This is a genomic window from Desulforamulus aeronauticus DSM 10349 (assembly GCF_900142375.1).
GTDB classification, from domain to species: domain Bacteria; phylum Bacillota; class Desulfotomaculia; order Desulfotomaculales; family Desulfotomaculaceae; genus Desulfotomaculum; species Desulfotomaculum aeronauticum.
The window spans coordinates 72282-91150 of the sequence record NZ_FRAR01000012.1 but is presented as its reverse complement, the minus strand read 5'-3'; the positions used below and the strand labels follow the sequence as shown (position 1 = coordinate 91150).

16 protein-coding genes are annotated in these 18869 nt (G+C 42.0%); 4 read left to right on the top strand and 12 right to left on the bottom strand.

The window, feature by feature from the left end:
* Window positions 1–10: 10 nt before the first annotated feature.
* Window positions 11–1408, bottom strand: coding sequence for an MFS transporter (locus BUA78_RS08205; RefSeq protein ID WP_084082349.1), 1398 nt, complete (start codon window positions 1406–1408; stop codon window positions 11–13).
* A gap of 525 nt (window positions 1409–1933) precedes the next feature.
* Here BUA78_RS08205 and BUA78_RS08200 point away from each other — a divergent pair.
* Genes BUA78_RS08200 through BUA78_RS08190 form a run of 3 tightly spaced genes read left to right on the top strand, consistent with a single transcriptional unit; the run spans window position 1934 to window position 4056 of the window.
* Entirely contained in the window at window positions 1934–2551 is a 618-nt protein-coding gene (locus BUA78_RS08200) for a TetR/AcrR family transcriptional regulator (RefSeq protein ID WP_072913059.1), read from the top strand.
* Window positions 2541–3314 carry an ABC transporter ATP-binding protein gene (locus BUA78_RS08195; protein ID WP_072913057.1) on the top strand — a complete coding sequence of 258 codons (774 nt, stop codon included), beginning with the start codon at window positions 2541–2543 and terminating at the stop codon, window positions 3312–3314. The genes BUA78_RS08200 and BUA78_RS08195 overlap by 11 nt, the downstream gene beginning before the upstream one ends.
* Window positions 3298–4056, top strand: a complete 759-nt coding sequence (locus BUA78_RS08190; RefSeq protein ID WP_072913054.1) for an ABC transporter permease — start codon at window positions 3298–3300, stop codon at window positions 4054–4056. Before BUA78_RS08195 ends, BUA78_RS08190 begins: the two co-directional genes overlap by 17 nt.
* Window positions 4057–4064: 8 nt before the next feature.
* Here the strand turns inward: BUA78_RS08190 and BUA78_RS08185 are convergent, their stop codons facing one another.
* Window positions 4065–4973, bottom strand: a complete 909-nt coding sequence (locus BUA78_RS08185) for a 1,4-dihydroxy-2-naphthoate polyprenyltransferase (protein WP_072913051.1) — start codon at window positions 4971–4973, stop codon at window positions 4065–4067.
* 220 nt (window positions 4974–5193) lie between these two features.
* Here BUA78_RS08185 and BUA78_RS08180 point away from each other — a divergent pair, with 220 nt between their 5' ends.
* Entirely contained in the window at window positions 5194–6153 is a 960-nt protein-coding gene (locus BUA78_RS08180) for an ABC transporter substrate-binding protein (RefSeq protein ID WP_238456764.1), read from the top strand.
* Window positions 6154–6243: 90 nt separating this feature from the next.
* On the opposite strand, the gene BUA78_RS08175 is transcribed toward BUA78_RS08180, so the two are convergent.
* From BUA78_RS08175 to trxB, 10 genes are all read right to left on the bottom strand, one after another.
* On the bottom strand, window positions 6244–6462 hold the full coding sequence (locus tag BUA78_RS08175) for a hypothetical protein (protein WP_072913049.1): 219 nt from the start codon (window positions 6460–6462) through the stop codon (window positions 6244–6246).
* Window positions 6463–6874: 412 nt separating this feature from the next.
* The gene (locus BUA78_RS08170; protein WP_072913046.1) at window positions 6875–8356 is read right to left on the bottom strand and encodes an aryl-sulfate sulfotransferase; all 1482 of its coding nucleotides are present in this window, start codon (window positions 8354–8356) and stop codon (window positions 6875–6877) included.
* Between the two features lie 197 nt (window positions 8357–8553).
* The gene (locus tag BUA78_RS08165) at window positions 8554–9903 is read right to left on the bottom strand and encodes an MFS transporter (protein ID WP_072913044.1); all 1350 of its coding nucleotides are present in this window, start codon (window positions 9901–9903) and stop codon (window positions 8554–8556) included.
* A 393-nt stretch (window positions 9904–10296) separates the two neighbouring features.
* Complete coding sequence (locus BUA78_RS08160; protein WP_072913041.1) at window positions 10297–12237, bottom strand: methyl-accepting chemotaxis protein; 1941 nt, start codon at window positions 12235–12237, stop codon at window positions 10297–10299.
* Window positions 12238–12534: 297 nt separating this feature from the next.
* Window positions 12535–13434: a LysR family transcriptional regulator gene (locus tag BUA78_RS08155; RefSeq protein WP_072913038.1), complete on the bottom strand. Its 900-nt coding sequence runs from the start codon at window positions 13432–13434 to the stop codon at window positions 12535–12537.
* Window positions 13435–13960: 526 nt separating this feature from the next.
* On the bottom strand, window positions 13961–15346 hold the full coding sequence (locus tag BUA78_RS08150; RefSeq protein WP_072913036.1) for an MFS transporter: 1386 nt from the start codon (window positions 15344–15346) through the stop codon (window positions 13961–13963).
* 427 nt (window positions 15347–15773) lie between these two features.
* Window positions 15774–16046, bottom strand: a complete 273-nt coding sequence (locus BUA78_RS08145) for a hypothetical protein (RefSeq protein WP_072913034.1) — start codon at window positions 16044–16046, stop codon at window positions 15774–15776.
* A 32-nt stretch (window positions 16047–16078) separates the two neighbouring features.
* Window positions 16079–17074 carry a DMT family transporter gene (locus BUA78_RS08140; RefSeq protein WP_072913032.1) on the bottom strand — a complete coding sequence of 332 codons (996 nt, stop codon included), beginning with the start codon at window positions 17072–17074 and terminating at the stop codon, window positions 16079–16081.
* 79 nt (window positions 17075–17153) lie between these two features.
* Window positions 17154–17492 (bottom strand): thioredoxin family protein, encoded by a 339-nt coding sequence (locus BUA78_RS08135; RefSeq protein ID WP_072913030.1) that lies wholly within the window; start codon window positions 17490–17492, stop codon window positions 17154–17156.
* Window positions 17493–17510: 18 nt separating this feature from the next.
* A complete protein-coding gene (trxB, locus tag BUA78_RS08130; protein ID WP_072913028.1) occupies window positions 17511–18740 on the bottom strand; it encodes a thioredoxin-disulfide reductase in 1230 nt (409 codons plus the stop codon).
* Window positions 18741–18869 lie beyond the last annotated feature (129 nt).

Sequence of the window (18869 nt, the reverse complement as noted above, 5' to 3'; positions counted from 1 at the left end):
GGCTTTTTACCTACGTTATTTCTTCCAATGACTTACCGCCAGTCCGTTCACCAAAGATTAAAACAGTAAGACCTAAGATAATCAGGCAGGTAGCTATGGTAGTAAACACGCCGGCAAAACCAAATTTAGCATAGATCACCGGTACCATCAGTTGAGACCCGGCCACTGATAAACGTCCCATGGCGTTATGGAATCCCGTGGCGGTATTTCGCATCTTAGTGGGGTAGGATTCAGCTACATAGGAAAACAAGGTAAAGCTGCTGGCTAAGTTAAAAGCGTTCATACCCATACCTACCAGAATCAGAAGGGTTAGATTGTTGCCAAGGTTGGCAAAAACCATTGCTAATGCAGCAAAGCAGAGAGCCATGACACCAATGGGGATTTTCCGGCCACCTTTATCAGAAACAAAGGAGGATAGAATACAACCAATCGGAGCACCCAGAATAATGAGGGAGCTTGCAAATAAAGACTGTTCCAGGGTAAACCCTTTTTGTTGTAACAAAGTTGGCGTCCAGGCCATAAACATGAATCCTGGAATACAGCTACCAAAAAAGGAGATTAACAAAACAATGGTTCTCTTAATATAGTTTCTGCTAAACATACCAATAAGGACTTCTTTCACATTTTCCCGAGGCTGTACTTTTTTAGCCGCCTCACTTAAATCCACCCGGCGACCAGTTAACTCAAACATAATTTGCTCTGCTTCTGCCACCCGTCCTTTGGTTACCAACCAGCGAGGAGACTCTTTCAGGTACTTTAGGCCAAAAAGAAAACCGATTAATCCTAAACCGCCCATCCAGAAGATATAGCGCCAAGCCTCATCGTGCATCGGAACAACCATCCTGGCGATAACACCAATCACAGGCATGGCCAGGAAACCAAAGCCAGCCGTGATGTTCTGCCATTTCCCCCGGCTTTCCCCAGGGCTCATTTCAGAGATATAGGCGATGGATACCACCATCATGCAAAAGATCCCAAAGCCCGTGATTGCTCTGGAAATCGCAAAGATTGTTAAATTGCTAGCAAATCCGTTGGCAATGGAGGCTACGGAAAATATTACGATACTGGCTAAGAATGTTTTTCTACGCCCAATAAAGTCTGAGATAACGCCGCCCAACAAGCCGCCCAGGGTCATGCCTACAAAATATAAGGAAGTAATATGCGCGATATCCTCCATCGTGATGCCCCAGGATTTAATCAGAGCCGGAGCTACAAAGGAGAAGTTGTTGTTATCCAATTGTTCAAAGAAATAGGCCAAAACGATAATTAGGAAAAGACCAAAATGACCCCTGGAAACCGGTAACCCGTCAAAGTAGTTGTTCTTAATGGCAGCACCTGAGTTTACATCAACGCTACTATTGGTTAAGGGAATCCCCTGTGGGATACTGATATCAATACTTTTTTGCATAAGTTATCCTCCCCTTTGAACATTTCTGACTGCGAGCTCGTTTTGTGTATGTGATAATTATCTTTAATACAATCTTACACAAGAGTCCCATTCCCGACAAACAAACAGTCATTGTGACGACACAACAAATCATTGTTTATTGCGGTATACTGCTTATAAAAAACCAGTGTTGACCGCTACGCCAGGGTCAAGCACTGGTTTTTTATAAGCATCTTCTTAGATAACAAAGTAAGGCCCTATCAGTACTATTTTGTTCAATTTAATTCAAATTCAGTTCAGTTTGATTTTAATAATGCTCGTTTATACACAAACAATACAGCCGATAGCGGCCTTTTTGTTTGGGGCTTAACACAGTCATTGAAGCTGCCCAAGCCAGGGAGCATCTATCCTTGTTTTAATTCCTGAGAGCAGGTGAAATTGTAATTACAGGCAGCCGCACTAAACGTTGACTACTGCAAAGAACCTGCATAAAATAGAAACAATGAATGCTAATTCATATTTGTACTCTTAGGACGTGATTTGAGAATGGCCTACCGGCAAACCAATAAAGTTATGGAAAAACTCCAATCTAAGAAAAAAGAAATACTAAAGGCCGCCCGGGAAGTCTTTGCGGAAAACAGCTATCAGGGCACTTCCATTAAAACCATTGCCCAAAAGGCTAAAATCGCTACGGGCACTTTTTATCTGTATTTCACTAATAAAGATGCCCTCATTACGATGATCGTAGAAGAGATGTTTCATGAACTCCTGGAGTGCATCAAGCATGAGCGAGCCCATTTTACCGATGGTTTTGATAAGCTGCAAGCATCTATGGAAGCCTGTATTAAACTCTTTGTGAAAGAAAAAAACATGGCTAAAATACTCCTGGTCCAAGTACCAGGAGTTAATAATGCCTTTAATGCCAAGCTCATCGACATTGAAAATGAACTGATTAAGCTTACCAAAGAAGATCTGGATGAATTGAAAAAGCAGGACAGAATACCCCATGAGGATACCTTTGTCACAGCTCTCGCCTTTGTGGGGAGCTTCCGGCAGGTGATTATCAACTGGCTGCGGGAGGGTAAACCCGAAGATTTGGAGGCCGCCTTTGCAACGCTCATGAAATATAATTTGAAGGGAATGGGAAAAGGAGATGTCAGTTGATTATCTTTCCATAGCATCCTTACATGTGGAGTATTTACAGCGGGGCAAGACAATCACGGCCCTGGATTCTGTTGATCTCTCCCTTTCCCAGGGTAAAACGGGAGTCATCATCGGTCCCTCCGGTTGCGGCAAAAGCACGCTTTTTAACGTACTGGCAGGCCTAAATGACCGTTATGCCGGCCAGGTACTAATCAACGGCCAGGCCCCGCGGGGCGGTGGTGAAACAGCCCTCATTTTACAGGAATATGGGTTATTCCCTTGGAAGACGGTCTGGGATAATGTGATTTTGGGATTACAACTGAGAAAAAAAACACCGCGGGAAATCCAAAGCCAAGCAACCATGATTTTAGACAAACTGGGCCTTTTGCCTCTGGCCAAAAGATATCCCGCTCAACTAAGCGGCGGCCAAAGGCAGCGTGTTGCCATTGCCCGGGCTCTGGTCCTGGAACCTAAACTGCTGCTGATGGACGAGCCCTTTTCTTCTCTGGATGCCCTCACCCGGGAAGAAATTCAGGATTTTCTCCTGGAAATCTGGCAGGAAACCGGATTGACCATTTTGCTCATTACGCACAATATTGAAGAGGCCGTCTTCCTAGGGCACAGAATCTTTGTGATGTCGCCAGGACCGGGACATATTGAACAAATAGTGGAAAATGAAATGGCCGGAGATTACGAACTGCGGGGGAAGATCCCCTTTTTAGAGATGTGTAATCTATTGCGTTCTTATTTGCACAGGAGGAAAAAGTATGCAGCAGGCGTTTAAAAAAGCTGAAAAAGCCCTTGCCTTTTTGGCCTCGGTGGCCATCCTCTTGCTGCTCTGGTGGCTGCTTTCCTTGGGCTTAAAAAGCCCTGCGGTGCCACTGCCTCTGGATGCTGGGCAAAGCTTGCTGCAAAGCCTCCGGGGAGAACTTCTGCTTCACCTTGGGGTGAGCCTCTATCGGGTACTCCTAAGCCTATTACTGGCTACCCTATTGGCGGTGCCGCTGGGAATACTCCTGGGTAAGGACCCGGTAATTGATAATAAAGTAGCACCGCTGCTCTATTTAACCTACCCGATTCCCAAGGTGGTATTTATGCCTATTTTTTTGATTGTGTTAGGCATCGGCGATAGCTCCAAAATCCTTTTAATTACACTCATCACCTTTTATCAAATTTTAGTAACCACCCGTGATGCCGCCAAAAACATGAAAAAGGAATATGTTTCTTCCATGAAATCCCTGGGCGCCAGTTCTTGGGATCTGTACCGCCACGTTTATCTGCCCGGTTGTCTGCCGGCCATCCTAACCTCCCTCCGACTGGGGTTAGGGACTGCCTTGGCAGTGCTCTTTCTGGCTGAAACCTATGCCACCCAAACCGGTATCGGCTTTTTTATTATGGACTGCTTAAGCCGAATGAATTATGAAGAAATGTTTGCCGGTATTATTGCGATGGGATTAATGGGCTTTTTCCTTTACGTGCTGCTGGATCAAGCCGAAAAATTCCTATGTTCTTGGATTCATCTTTAGGCTTATGGTTACGTAATTTTTCCCAAAAGGTACCCGGCGGACAACAAAATACTAAAAAAGAGTGATAAGCGGGCAGTTCCGGCCAGGGTGGCGTTCAGGGGTTTCCCCTGTTTGGTCCGAATATCCTGAATGAGCGGTAGAACAAAGGGTAGGGACAGCCAGGCACAAAGGACCCAGCCGGAGGCAATTCCCTGCAGCCACATGATTAGGGGCACGGCAAAGGAAGCAGCTAGTAAAAGAAAATACTCACCTTTCGTACCGTTGGGACCTAACCTCACTGCGATGGTTCTTTTGCCTGTTTTTTTGTCCTGAGGTAAATCCCGGAAGTTGTTCACAACCAAAATAGCGGTAATTAGAAATCCCACCGGCAGAGACGCCCACCAAGCTGCAGCACTGACATAGCCCGCTTGCACATAATACGTGCCACAGACCGCCACTGGCCCAAAGAAAATAAAGACAAACACTTCGCCCAACCCGTGATAGCCCAAGGGATAAGGCCCACCGGTATAGGCAATGGCTGAGATAATGGCGGCAATCCCCAGGGCGAGGATTACCCAACCACCCACCCAGGCAAGATAAAGCCCTAGAGCCAGAGCCAAGGCAAAGACAACCCCCATACCACTCATAACCTGACCGGGTGTGAGGAGCCCCGCCTGGGTAACCCGCAGCGGTCCGGTTCTTTCCTCGGTATCCTTACCCTTTTTAAAATCAAAAACATCGTTCGCTAGGTTAGAACCAATCTGCAAGAGCAGCGACACCAGCAAGGCAGCTAAAGCTGGCAGAAAAGCAAAAGCTTGATCACCAACGGCCATTGCGGTACCCACTATTACTGGCCCCATGGCGGCGGGTAAGGTTTTGGGTCGCATAGCCAGCAACCAGATTTTAAAAGAACTTAGATTTTCCGTAGATTGTGACATGGTATGTAATCCCCTTAGAAATTGTTGTTAGTTTTGCTTGTTGATTTTATACATTTCTTTGTTTTTATGACTTTTCCTTCTCTATCAGATAACTGGCTAAATTTGCTTATCCCTCCCCAAAGCTATTGACTTTCAGCCTAGTAGATTTTAAGATAAGATTAATAAAATGAACCAATATTCATTCTATTAAATCAAGGGATTGGTTAGGAGGTACCGGAAAGTGGCGTTTGGGAAAAAGTTTACCATGGTTTTGATATTATTGCTGGTTGTAACTCTCTTGGCCGGCTGTGCCCAGGAAAAGAAGGCACCCCCCAAAACAGAAAAACAGCCCTTAAAAATCGGCGTGCTACCTATTGAGGATATTATGCCAATGGTAGTAGCCGAGAAGAACGGTTATTTTACCCAGGAAAACCTCCAGGTGGAGCTTATTCGCTTCCAAAGTGCTGTGGAACAAGGTAATGCCATGCAATCAGGACAACTCAATGGCATGGTTACCGACATGATTGTGGCAACTCTGATGAAGGATACTGGGTTAGACCTTAAGATGACCTCCATCACTCTGGGTGCCACCCCGCAAGAAGGAAGGTTTGCCATTGTTGCAGCTCCTGGATCTACGATTAAGACCCTAGCTGATTTAAAAGGAAAAAGTTTGGGTATTTCTCACAATTCCATTATTGAATACGTTTCCGACGGCTTGCTAAAGGACGCAGGCATAGACCCCTCTGAAGTAAAGAAAACTTCTGTACCCAAGATTCCTCTGCGTATGGAAATGCTTTTTAACAAGCAAATTGATGCCATTACAGTTCCCGATCCCATGGTAACCTTTGCCGAGTTTAAAGGTGCCACCGTGATTGCCCAAGACACCACCCGCAACCTTTCTCAAGCTGTGATACTTTTTGATCAAAAAACATTGGACGAAAAGAAAGCTGCCGTGGCTGGTTTCTATCGTGCTTATGCCAAAGCAGTGGAAGATTTAAACAATCATCCCGATCAATATAAGCAATTAATGGTGAAAAATGTGAATATCCCTGAACCCATTGCTAAGGATTATAGCCTGCAGCGATATCCGAAGCCGCAGGTTCCCACAGAGGAAGATGTCAATAACATCCTCCAATGGATGAGTGAAAAGAAATTATTGAAAAAAGATTTGAAATATCCGGACCTAGTCCAAAAAATATAATGGTACAGCAAAGAGGCTGGTTCCAAAAGGTACATGAAGTGCCCTTTAGGACCAGCCTCTTTTAAATCTTCTTCTAACACCGGAACCACTCTAGTAATTGCCTGCCCATCTGTGAGGTTCTACCTTGTTAGCCGCGGGTTCTCTCTTTTGCTTTACAGGTGCTTTATCTAATTCCTTCGTTGTAGTAATCATATCACCCATTTTCCGCCGGTAGTTGTTAACCCTAGATGAATCCTTGCCATGTTCTTTAGCCAGATCCACTAGCCTCATCTTTGCAATCTCTTGTCTTAATTGGACTAACTGATTCATTATGCTTTCCTCCGTGTAGTAAATATTTTTAGGTTTAGCAAGTTCAAAGTAAAACATTCACAATGTCCATTACCAGTACCCGCCCATAGCCTTCTTTACGTATATTGTAACAAAAAGAATTATCCCTGTCGGTAGTGTATATTACAAAAAACCTGTTTTTTCTTATTCTTTCTTAATTTATATTATAAGGTTATCCGAAGAACTCCACCATAACAGTATAATTATACTGTTTATAAATAGTAGATATAGCAACCCCATTTACCACTACAATCTTGCATTTTCTTCCATTATACCATAAAAACAGCCATAAACCGCAATTTTATGGTTTATGGCTGTTTCTTCATATATCTATAACATTCACTTTCTCAACACTCTGAGGAAGGTTTATTCCCTCCTTTTCCCTCTAAGGGCCTTAGATGCGAATGATACCTTCATCATCATTATCATCGTCAGTTGGTGCTTCTTCCTCGACGGTGGTTACACAGAAGCCATCTACCTCGCCATATCCTAGGGTACCTGCAACTTCAGTTTCATCATCGCACCCCAGAGGAGCTGCCCCGGGCATTCTAAAGGTAGTAACCTCCACCCGCGGAATGGCTACCTCCTCTTGTTTTTCCAATTGAGGAACCCATTCGTAGGGTAAGCGGTAAGCACGGTAGACCATGTTCAATTTGAATTTTTTACCCCAGTAGGGAGAGATATATTCCCAAACCAATTCATGATCTGCAGTCACTTCGATTAATCTACCACCAGAACCCTCGGTAATCATAGTATTACCATTGGGCAATCTTTGGGCACTGCTGATAAATGGGCTATAGAAGTGATGGGAATGGTACGGTTGCAAATGTCCTGCTTCGGTTGGAGTATACTGCCAAACAATTTTTAAGGTGATGGGGTCAATTTCCAGAACTCTGGAATGGTCTCTCCGATAGGCCTTGGTGCCATAGGGAGTGGTTTGACCGGGTAAGCCATAGCCTGCCCAACCACCATTATCAAAAATCAGGATATTACCTTCACCGGGTAAGCCTTTGGGAATCATGTGGGCATGGTGTTGGCCAATGATAATACCCAGTTTTCTTAACTCTTTGGTGGCCGTAAAGTCAGGGCCAAGTCTCCAAACTACTTTACCGGTTTCCTTGCTGATAATGGCGGTAATGTTGGATTCTCTAGCATCCCAAATAATATTGTCGGGATGAAATCTTTCATCACCCTGGTCGTACCATTGGTTAGGACCTAGGGTAGACATGGAGTTAATGTGCATCCAGTCGCCCATACCGCCGCCACATTCATGCATATTGGGATCTCTGAAAAGCACATTCTTTTCGGCCTGGGAGAAACCATACTCGTCAAAGTGTTCATTGCAGTTCCATTCCCAGACAATATTGCCTTCCCAATCCACTTCAATGATGGTATCATCCAGTAATTTTTTGTCAGAAATCTTTTTGTTGTAGACGTTTTTATGGGCCAGGATTAATGTATTACCGGAATCGGTCTTAGGATCCATACCAGGTACATAGTAGCCTACGGGATTGCCTGCTCTTTGGTAATCGTGGTGTTGTCTAGCCATCCAGCGAGGTTCATTACCTGGATCTTCGATAAATTCATACTGATTAAACTCCCAAACCACATTACCATTCCAGTCAACCTGCACCAAATCAACATTGTCTTGATAACCAAATTTAGTATCCCTAGCACCTCTGTGGCCCAGTACATAACCACCGGGTAACATTTTGTTGGGGAAGCCATGCAAACCTTTCCACAGCTTCACTTCCTTACCATTCATGTTAATTAACATGGCACCCAGTTCTGCGGCTTGGAAGATAGTATAACCATTAAAAGCTTTCTCCGGATTATACACAGTAGTCCCTGTTGGATGAATTGTTGGTAAACCCATGATTGTTACCTCCCTTAAATATTTTTAAACATATCAATTAGTTGATGGGCTGTCAAAAAACTTTTTACTCGATTTATAGCATTATTGTTATGGCTTTCACATTCTTGATTTTAATACATTGCTAAAATCCTTGCAGTAGTGTATGCTACACAGATCCGTTTTTTTACGTCTGGAACAACTTTATCGCTGTAGCTAGACTACTCGATTTGTTCCAGCGGAATACCACCGGTGCGCTGACCGAGAAAAAATACGACTGCTGCAGCAAATGTGTAGACTACGAAAATACCGATGAACAGACCTTTAACACCATAAGTGGTCGCGATAATTGGGATAAAGGGCTGGGAGAAGGAAACACCCAGACGCTGGAAACCATTGATAGCACCCACTGCAGTATTGCGCATTTGGGTTGGATAGTGCTCTGGAACATACGCCATCGCAACGAAACCGTAGCCCATGACAAAGGCGTTTAAGATAAAAGCAACGACCATGGTCAAAATATAGCTGTTTCCAACATAGGCATACACCATAGCTGCAACCGCTGTACACATAACTCCGATAGCCAACGGAATCTTACGGCCGCCTTTATCTGAGAAGAAGGAGAATAAGAACATACCCACTGGGGCACCGGCCATAAAGGCAACACCGATACTCAAGCTCTGTTCCATGGTAAATCCTTTCATGCCGGCCAGGGTCGGAATCCAAACAGCCAGAACGAAAGCACAAATATTAGCCGGAATACCAAAGAGGAGAAGGACTGATGTACGTTTCATATACTTGCCGGAGAACATTCCGATAAACTGATCCCAAGCGTTAACTTTTGGCGGAACATTCTTCGCAACCTCGCTCAGGTCAATATCATGACCGCTAAGCTCTTTGACTACTTGTTCAGCTTCAGCAACCCGCCCTTTGGCAACCAACCAGCGGGGGGATTCCTTGAGGTATTTTAGTCCAAGTAAAAAGGTGATGAAGCCTGCACCGCCTAGATAGAAGATGATCCGATAGGCATCAGGACTCATTGGGATGATCGCTCTGGAGATGATACCGATCACAGGCATAGCACAGAAACCGCCTGCAGCAGTGATGCTCTGCCATTTGCCGCGGCTTTCCCCGGGAGACATTTCCGAAATATAAGCAATGGAGGTCACCATCATCATGAAGATGCCGAAACCGGTTGCTGCTCTGGCAAAGACAAACATTTCAAAACTATTGGTTAGTCCGTTAAGGATCGACGCAGAAGAGAAGATCAACATCGACATGAGAAAGGTTTTTCGGCGGCCAATCAGGTCGGAAATGATACCGCCCAGGAATCCGCCCAAGGTCATGCCAAGGAAATAGATACCCGTGATCGTACCGATCTGTGCTTGCGTAACAAACCCATTTTTAACGATAGCTGGAGCGATAAAGGCAAAGTTATTGTTATCCAATTGTTCGAAGAAATAGGATAATACGATGAGGATAAAGAGTAATAGGTGTTGCCTGCTAACTGGTATGTTGTCAAAATAGTTGTTTTTCCGTCTAGCAGTATTTGATTCAGCATGAATAGACATCTTATCACTCCTTACATTATTAATTATCAGTGCAAGAAAGGGTTCTTAAAAAATGCAATCATCCTGTTCCTCCTTACATGTTGATATGTGAAAGAACTATCTATTACAATCATACTTACCTGTCACCTTTACGACAAACAAGAGATCGTTGTGAGCTCACAACAAATTGTTTTGTCGAATTTACCGTGATGTCTGTTGACAATGGCCTGAACAAGCACGGTTTCGCTAGCTGAGTACAAATCAAAATATTTCATTATATAACAAAGCAAGCCTACTTATCTGCAGACTTGCTAAACATACAGAATAAATTTTTCGGGATTAGTTAGCCTCAAATTTCAAAAGCTTATTCTCAATAAACTGAAAATAAGCTTTTGAACTGCTAGGGATTTCCCTTTATTTTTCAAACCGTTCAATCATTTTATTTAAATTGGCCGCCATTCGATTGAGTTGTTCAGTAGCCGCTGATACTTCCTCCATGGCAGCAGTTTGCTCTTCAGCAGTGGCCGTAACATTTTGTATCCCAGCGGAGACCTGTTGGGAGGCAGCTGCAACACTTTGAATTTGCTCCACTAATACTTCGATGGAGTTAATAATCCCCCTAAAGTTTTGGCCAACTTGTTCAGCAACCATAACCCCTTCTTTAACTTGTCTGTTACCTTCACCCATAGCCTGTACTACCTTATGCGACTCTATTTGAACTCTCGATATTAATTCACTTATATCCTTGGCAGCAATACCGGATTGTTCGGCCAGCTTTCTTACTTCCTCCGCAACTACGGCAAAACCTCGGCCCTGTTCCCCAGCCCTGGCTGCTTCAATGGCTGCATTGAGAGCAAGTAAATTCGTTTGATCCGCAATATTCGTAATCAATTCGACAATCTGATTGACATGGTTTAAAGTATTCGATAGTTCCCCTACCATCTTTGATGCATTGTCGTTTGAAGAAGCTATGTTTTGAATTTGACCCGTTATTTGCTCGACACCCTGGGAGCCTTGATCCGCTTCCTTTGAAACCTTTTCCGATAAATCTGCTACTTGTTGTGCATTACTCGCTACCTGCTCTAAAGAAGCTGCGATTTCACTTACTGTAGCGGCTGTTTCAGATGATCCAGTTGAAGTTTGTTGGGCGTGAGCGGAAAGATTTTGGGTTGATAAAATCAACTCACTACTGGAATTTTGTATGCCCTCTATAACTTGGGTAAGATTTTCCTGCATTTTATTTAATGAATTAATTAATAAGCCAGTTTCATCCTGTAGTGTCAGAGCAATGGGGGCCGCCTTTAGATTGCCTTGAGAAATCTCTTTAGCAAAATTGGCTGCAGTAATAATCGGTTTCGATATTCTGTTTGAGAATAGTATTGCTAGTAAAACTGCCGCTAACAAGAACACACCCAAGATCAACATAAGGAATTTTAACATACTGGCATATTTGGTCATTAGCTCTGCTTTTTCTGCTATCGCGATAAATTTCCAGCCAGTCTCTTGCGATGTATAGATATTTACCAAGCAATCCTTCCCATCAATCTTTGCTGCAAAACTTCCTGTTTTTTGTTGGAGAGCATCGTTTAGTTCAACAACCTTTAACTCCTTGATACTTTTGCCATTCATTTCGTTGTTTTGGGGATGGGCTATAATGTTGCCATCACCATCAGTCATGATGATATAGCCGGTTTTACCTATTTTTATATCCTTTATCAGATCAGTTACACTTTCTAAGCTGACATCTAGTCCTTGAACCCCAACTATTTGACCTGCTGAATTGGTTATGCTGATTGCTGTACTGATGATAAATATTTTATCTGCAGGAAAGAAGTAAGGGTTTGTTCTGAGTGGTTTTCCTTTACTCTCCATACCAAGTTTGTAAAACGGCTTTTCTGTGGGGTTATAATTTTTCATTATATTACCATCTGGCCATTGGACATAGTTCCCCTGGGTGGTAGCCATATATACATATTGCACCTTGGGATGTGTTTCGGCAAAATCAGCATAGACATCGTATATTTTTTTCTCTAAGCCACTGCTTAAGGAAGGTTTCATCCAGATTAACCCGTCTGCATCACCGTCTGTTGCCACATAAGAAGTTATCGTACTATCCGCATTTTGCACATGTTCGTTAGTGGAAAGGAATTGACAGCTCTCATCTATTCCCTGAAAGAATAGATTAATTGCATTATTAACCTGTTGAATTTGTCCAGTCGTGCTCTCAATAAAATCTTGTTGTACGGTTTTTTGCAGATATAACAAAATTATACCACTGCAAATAATTGTAGGAACTAACGCAATTGTTAGTAGTAAGATAACTAACTTATTCTTAATCGTTAGTATGTTCCCCATTGATAGTATCCTCCTCTTTTTCTCTCTACTAGGTTACATGTTAAACAAACTATAACTGTATCCTATTTTTTAATAAATGCACCTTTTCCTTGCATTTTTGGTGTAATTTCTACTTTTTTTACCAAAAACCTTTCCAGTTTGACCAATATTTTACATTTTAGCTATATCAAATGCTTATATGGGGTATAATGGATGCTTATTATAAATGAGCATTTGACAATAGATCTGACTATATGTTTTGATAAGGCAAAAAAACCAGGTACATTGACCTGGTTTCACTATAGCTATACTATTAATCTATTTCACATCACAACAAGTTGCCATAATTCCCTTAATAAGTTCCTTTTCTACCATTGAAAGATGATGGCGATTTGACCAGATGATCACTATGGTAATCAGCAACGGGATATCACTAATCGATACCGCAACAATTTCACTGAACTTAACATATTCATCAGCCATAAACTTGGGTACAAAGGCAACACAATCTCCCTGCCGCAAAATCTTTTCCAACATCTCTAAATTATCTACCCTAAAAAGTACATTTATATCACCGTATTTTTTTAATATACTGGATACACCACAATTTGTAACGTATTCAGTATTATATAAAACAATCGGCTGCGCCATGGCCTCTTCGAGAGTAATTGTTTTCTTTTTCGCAATGGGACAGTTTTTACCTGCAATTAATACTAATTCATCTTCAAAAAGTTCCCTTTGGTTAAGGTCCTTTGCCTTCATTAGTTCATCGGTCTTTAGGATAATGCCAAAGTCAGCTTTGCCTGATTGGATATCACGCAGTATATTGTTGGATTCGCCTACCTTTAGCAGAATGTTCACTTTAGGATGATTATATTTAAAGTTTGTTAGTGAATCCGGCATAAAAGTGATATTAACCCCGGGGTCAGCCGCTATGAATATATTGCCATTTAACTCCGCAGTATTACTTTGTGCTATTCTTTTGATTTCCTCGATAGTATCAATAATTTCTTGGGCCTTGGCAATAATTAGTTCACCTATATCCGTAGGGTAAACACCCTGATTGGATCTTTTTAATAAGTGTACCCCTAACTCATCTTCTAATTTACTGATGGCTGCGCTTAGTGCTGGTTGAGAAATATGGGCCCGTTCAGCGGCTAAGGAAATTGTTTTGGCTTGGTAAATTTCCACCAGATAATATAATTGTTCTAAACGCATCCCAAACACCTCATTAGTAAGAAAATTTAATACTATTATTTCAAATAGCATTCTCAAAAGTATACTACATTAGAATAATTTATGGTAGTAAACTTCCTCTTTAATATGTGCTTTCTCGGCACACTTTAACCTTGTTGGCTAAAACTATGTTTTACAGGATAGGGTTGTCCAAGCTTATCCAATTTTCAGTATCATAACGCCAAATTGATCAGAAACCCACCAGCTAATTGGCTAATTGTCAATTTTTCTCCTAAAATCATCCCGGCCAATATGGTCGCTATAATAGAAAATCAACAAATAACCACTCAGCATGGCTGTTATGCCCCTCTCACTCCGCTTCATCTTGCTGATAATATTTACTTAGCGTTAAAACCCCCTGGTAGCCAGGAGGTTTTAACCTTTTATAATAAAGCACTTTTTAAACTATGTTACTGAGCACCTGCCAGATGCCTTGGCATGGTGAATCCAGCCAAGTACTGGTGGCGAAAAGCATCTCCAACTATTATGAGGTACGTGTAAAGTAGTTTTATGCAGAAACTGCGTTATCCGTATCGGTTTCAGCGATTTCTTCCAGTGAACGCCCAGCAGTTCTCTCTCCCCACATACCGGTTACAAAGGCTACCAACAAGTACATAGCACCGATAATGGCGAATAAGATACTGTAACCAAACTGTTTATAGATAAGAGGAACCATCGCCATAGCACCGACATTCAGGATTCTGCCTGTACTAAAGATAATACCGGTACCACTACTTCTAAAGTGCGTGGGATAAGCCTCGGCCAAGTAAGACCACATGAGAACGAATACACCGTCCATCAAAATTCTAATGACAAAACCAATACCCACAATCAACATCGGAATCTTTACCGTACCAAAGATTACTGTCAAGACCCCAATAAGGATACCGTAGATAACAATGGGAACTTTTCTGCCGCCTTTATCGGTGAAGAAGGCTGCCAAGTAATTACCAATAGGACTACCGAAGGATACCAAGGCTACCATCCACAGCGAATCTTCCAGGGAGAAACCGTACTCATTCAACAGGGTAGGCATCCAGGCAAAGAACATAAAGTACCCTACGGTGTTACAGCAAACTAGGTTGATGAGAACCCAGGTCTTTTTTCTGTATTCGTTACTAAATAAGAGCTTAAGAACTTCCCATGTCTTGGTTGTTTCTTTTGCTTTTTCCAGTTTAATTTGACCACTGGCCTCTGCACTAAGATCCACTTTGACGTCTGGTCTATAAAACTGAATAACTTCTTCCGCTTCTTTATAACGGCCCTTACTAATGAGCCAACGGGGGGATTCTTTTAACCAATCTTTACCAAATGCTAAAACAATAAAGCCTAAACCACCAAGGTATAAAATCCAGCGCCAACCCTCAGGATTGTGAGGAATTACCCAAGATGCCAATTGGCCAATGGCCGGTATACTTAAAAGTGCGGTAGCTAAGGAGATAGCCTGCCATTTTCCCCTTGATGCGGCTGGCAGCAACTCTGCAATATAAACCATTGCCACTACCACCATCCCCATCATACCAATACCCGTCAAGGTTCTGGCAGCTAGGAATATTTCTTGGTTAGGAGCCCAACCATTAACCAAAGCGCAGATAGAGAACAAAAGAATCGAACCTAAGAAAGTTTTCTTACGGCCAATGCGGTCGGCAAACCAACCACCCAGCCAGCAACCTAACAACATACCAATAAAAGTGCAAGAATTAACTAGACCAATCCATTCCATTGATACACCCCAATACTTTGTGAGAGCGGGTGCAACAAAGGAGAAAGAAAAAACATCTATTTGCTCAAACGTATAACCTAGGGCCAGTAAAACCAAAAACTTATAGTGTGATTTATTCATGGGAGCTTCGTCCATGTACCTGGTGCTCGTCATTGGTTTATTGTCTACCATAATTATTCTCCTTTATTTGAGTATGATGAGCAATTCAATGTAGTCTATTTGACTAATAACCTCCCCCCATTCAACTTTTAAGCAAGACACCTGACATTAATTTTGATATCCCAAGGACATCTCTAAATAATGCGTTTGTTCTTATCTTCACTTTCTGTCTTAATTATAGGAAGAATGCTTTTTCATGTAAAATACAACGTGCTTATACCCGGTATAAGCAGAAACACTATTCGATTATTAATCCACACCTTGACTTTATTAAAATATTTCTTTTGTTTGTCTTCACCCTGACAAATCTACAAATAAATAAGCATTTTTAGCTAGTTTTCATATTATTCTTATGTAAATAAATAAAAATGCCTGAAATCTTTATAGATTCTCAGGCATTTATTGGCCTAACCATCCTATTCTTGTAAATATTTTTATACTAGTTATTATTTATATATTTCATCCTATTCATACCATAATCACTTATTTTATAAGACTCTACTAGTTTACTATGATCCCTAAGTGTAACACTAATTGAATCGATTAATCCAACAGATTTTAAAGAAATAAGATAATATTCTATATCCTTGTAATTAACGACTCTATCTCGGGGATACTCAAACTTCAATATTTCTAATATTTCTTCATTGGTAATTCCTTTTTTTTGATTAATTAATTGTAGGACTCTAAATTTAATAGGAAGTTTACTCATAGTTACCTCCTTTTTGCAACTTAATTACATCTTTATTTACTTCTTATCGTAACTAATTGCTTCGGATTTCCAATGGTGAGAATAGTTCCTAGGCAAATTAGCATAGCCCCGATTATCAGGGTTGATGTTATTTGCAAATCGCTTAACAGCCAGCCAAACAACACAGCCCATAATGCATAGGTAACATTAAGCCCCATGGCTCTTGCTACCCCTGTCATATTCATCGCACGGTACCAGCTTAGCTGAGAAATGCCCCCGATTAAACCAATAGCGGCAATATACCAGGCAACAGAGGTACTAAAACTGGCAAAGAGAATTTGGTAAGCTACCGCACCAACAAAGGGCAATATTGCACAAAAACTCACGGAAAACGAGGTTAGTTCACGGATCCCAATAGCAATGTCTGAATCTACCAAATCCATGCCATAGGTAGAGATAACACCCTCCAGTGCCCAACCAATCGTCGCGATAACAGCTAAACCAATACCAAGGTAAAAATGCGGATGACTTTCGCCACTCGGTGGGACATAGGCTACCACAAAGGAGCCAAGAATCGCTAACAAGATGCCGCACCACACTCGGAGTCCAATCTTTTCTTTGAGAAAGATGGCTCCTAAAATCGCCCCTATGGCGGGATAAGCGGCAGTAATGGCCACAGCATAGGCGGCACCAGCAAAGTGAATAGCCAACATGGAATTAGACATCCCAATGGGTCCTCCCATGATAGCTGCTACTAGGATCAGCTTACCGGGTCGAGTTTTTAAGGTGCGGGCGTATTCTCGCCACTTGCCACTGATCACATTTTTTATGAAAAGCCATGTCCCAGAAAATCCATCGTGTAAACAGGATGCCACTAAGGGTGCGGCAAAGAGACTAAGTGTATTGGTAAAGGGGGCTAAAGCCAAGGCCATGCCCATCAGGACAGCATCCAATCCCCAGGACGCACCGGCCAGAAGTCCCCAGCCGATTCCTTTTTTGGCAAAGGATATTTCTCTGTTTTGAATGATTGTCTGTGTATTAACCTCCATATCCTAATGCTCCTTACTTGATTATTTTTAAAAACCTCCCGGAAAGTCCAGGAGGTTTTTGTCCTAGGGGCAAGTTCACTTATTCTTCATAGAGTGAACTATCAATTACTTCGATTATTTCTTCCTTTTCATGTAGACCGCCTACACGGTTCTTTAATTCACCATGATTAAAGATTAACAACTGGGGAATGCCTCTTAAACGAAATCTTTTGTGTAGCTCGACATATTCATCGACATCAACAAAATACACATGTAGCTTATCGCTATAATCATCAACCAATTCTTCCATTATAGGTAGCAGTTCTTTGCAAATCTCGCATCTTTTAGCAGCAAAGAACACCAGTGAGGGAGTACCGTTATCAAATATATGAGTATCAAAATCTTCTGCCGTTAAGCGTTGAAATCTCTCATAACCCATATTTATCTACACCCTATTTTAGAGATTTAGCTGTGCTTTTAAACCACTATCCTCTGTAACTCCACTAAGTTGCATTTTAAGGTCACCTTTTTCCAGCCATAAAACGGTAGGAATCTGAGTAACATTATATTTCTGAGCAACACGTTTCTTGCGGGACACATCTACCTTAACAATCTTATATTGTCCACCGGCTGCCGTATTTAACACTTCCAATCTGCTGGCCAGGTCAATACTTTCTTGGCTTGCCGGACTCCAAAAGGTTAGAAGAACCGGTTTTTCGGCATTTACTACTTCCTCTTTAAAGCTCTGTTCTTCTTCTAAATATTTTTCCGCAGACACCGCTGCTATCGCACCATCATTAGCAGCTGTTACCACTTGACGGAGGTATTTTACTCTTGCATCTCCGGCGGCAAATACACCTTCCACAGAAGTTTCCATCTGTTCGTTTGCTACAATATAGCCCCTTTCATCTAGCTCAACTTGGCCTTGTAGAAACGCGGTTCCGGGAATCATGCCAACATAAATAAACACGCCATGGGCAACTTGCTCTGTTAGCTCACCCGTTTTTAAATTCTTAATAACAACAGACTCAACTTCGCCTTTGCCCTTTATTTCGTTCAAAACGGAGTTCCAGACAAATTCAATTTTGGGATTATTAAAAGCCTTTTCTGCACTGGCTTTGTTGCAATCCACAACGCCCTCATCGTGAATAACAATAATGGTTACTTTGCGGGCATATTTGGTGATGTACATGGCTTCCTCAATGGCAGCATCCCCATTACCAACTACCACTACATCCAAGTCGGAATAAAACTCGGCATCGCAGGTAGCACAGTAAGATACACCATTTCCCCGCATAGCCTTTTCACCGGGAATATTCAATAACCGGGGCTGTGAACCAGGAGCCAAAATGACAGCACGAGTCTGATATTGCTGACCTTTTTTAGTAGTAATAACCTTAATTTCGCCGCTTAAATCTATTTCCGTAACATCCGCTTTGATAACCTCTGTACCAAATTCCTTAGCATGGGCAGCAATCGTTTTCATTAATTCGGGCCCGGATGTGCTCTTAAAGCCCGGAAAATTTACAATTTCACGAGTTGTAAAAGCCTGTCCACCAACCGCTGCTTTCTCTAAAACAGCAGTCTTCAGACGAGCTCTGGCACCATAGATACCGGCGGAGAGTCCGGCTGGCCCCCCCCCTATAATAATCAAGTCATAAATAGCATTACTACAACTACAAGTCATGAATTGTTCCTCCTTGAAAACTTTTTATGTTTTGATAAGAAGTATAAAAATGTGTATGTTATTTCGTTCACTTATTAATTAGATTATAAGAATTGTCTAGTCTAATGTAAAATACATAGTGCTTATACC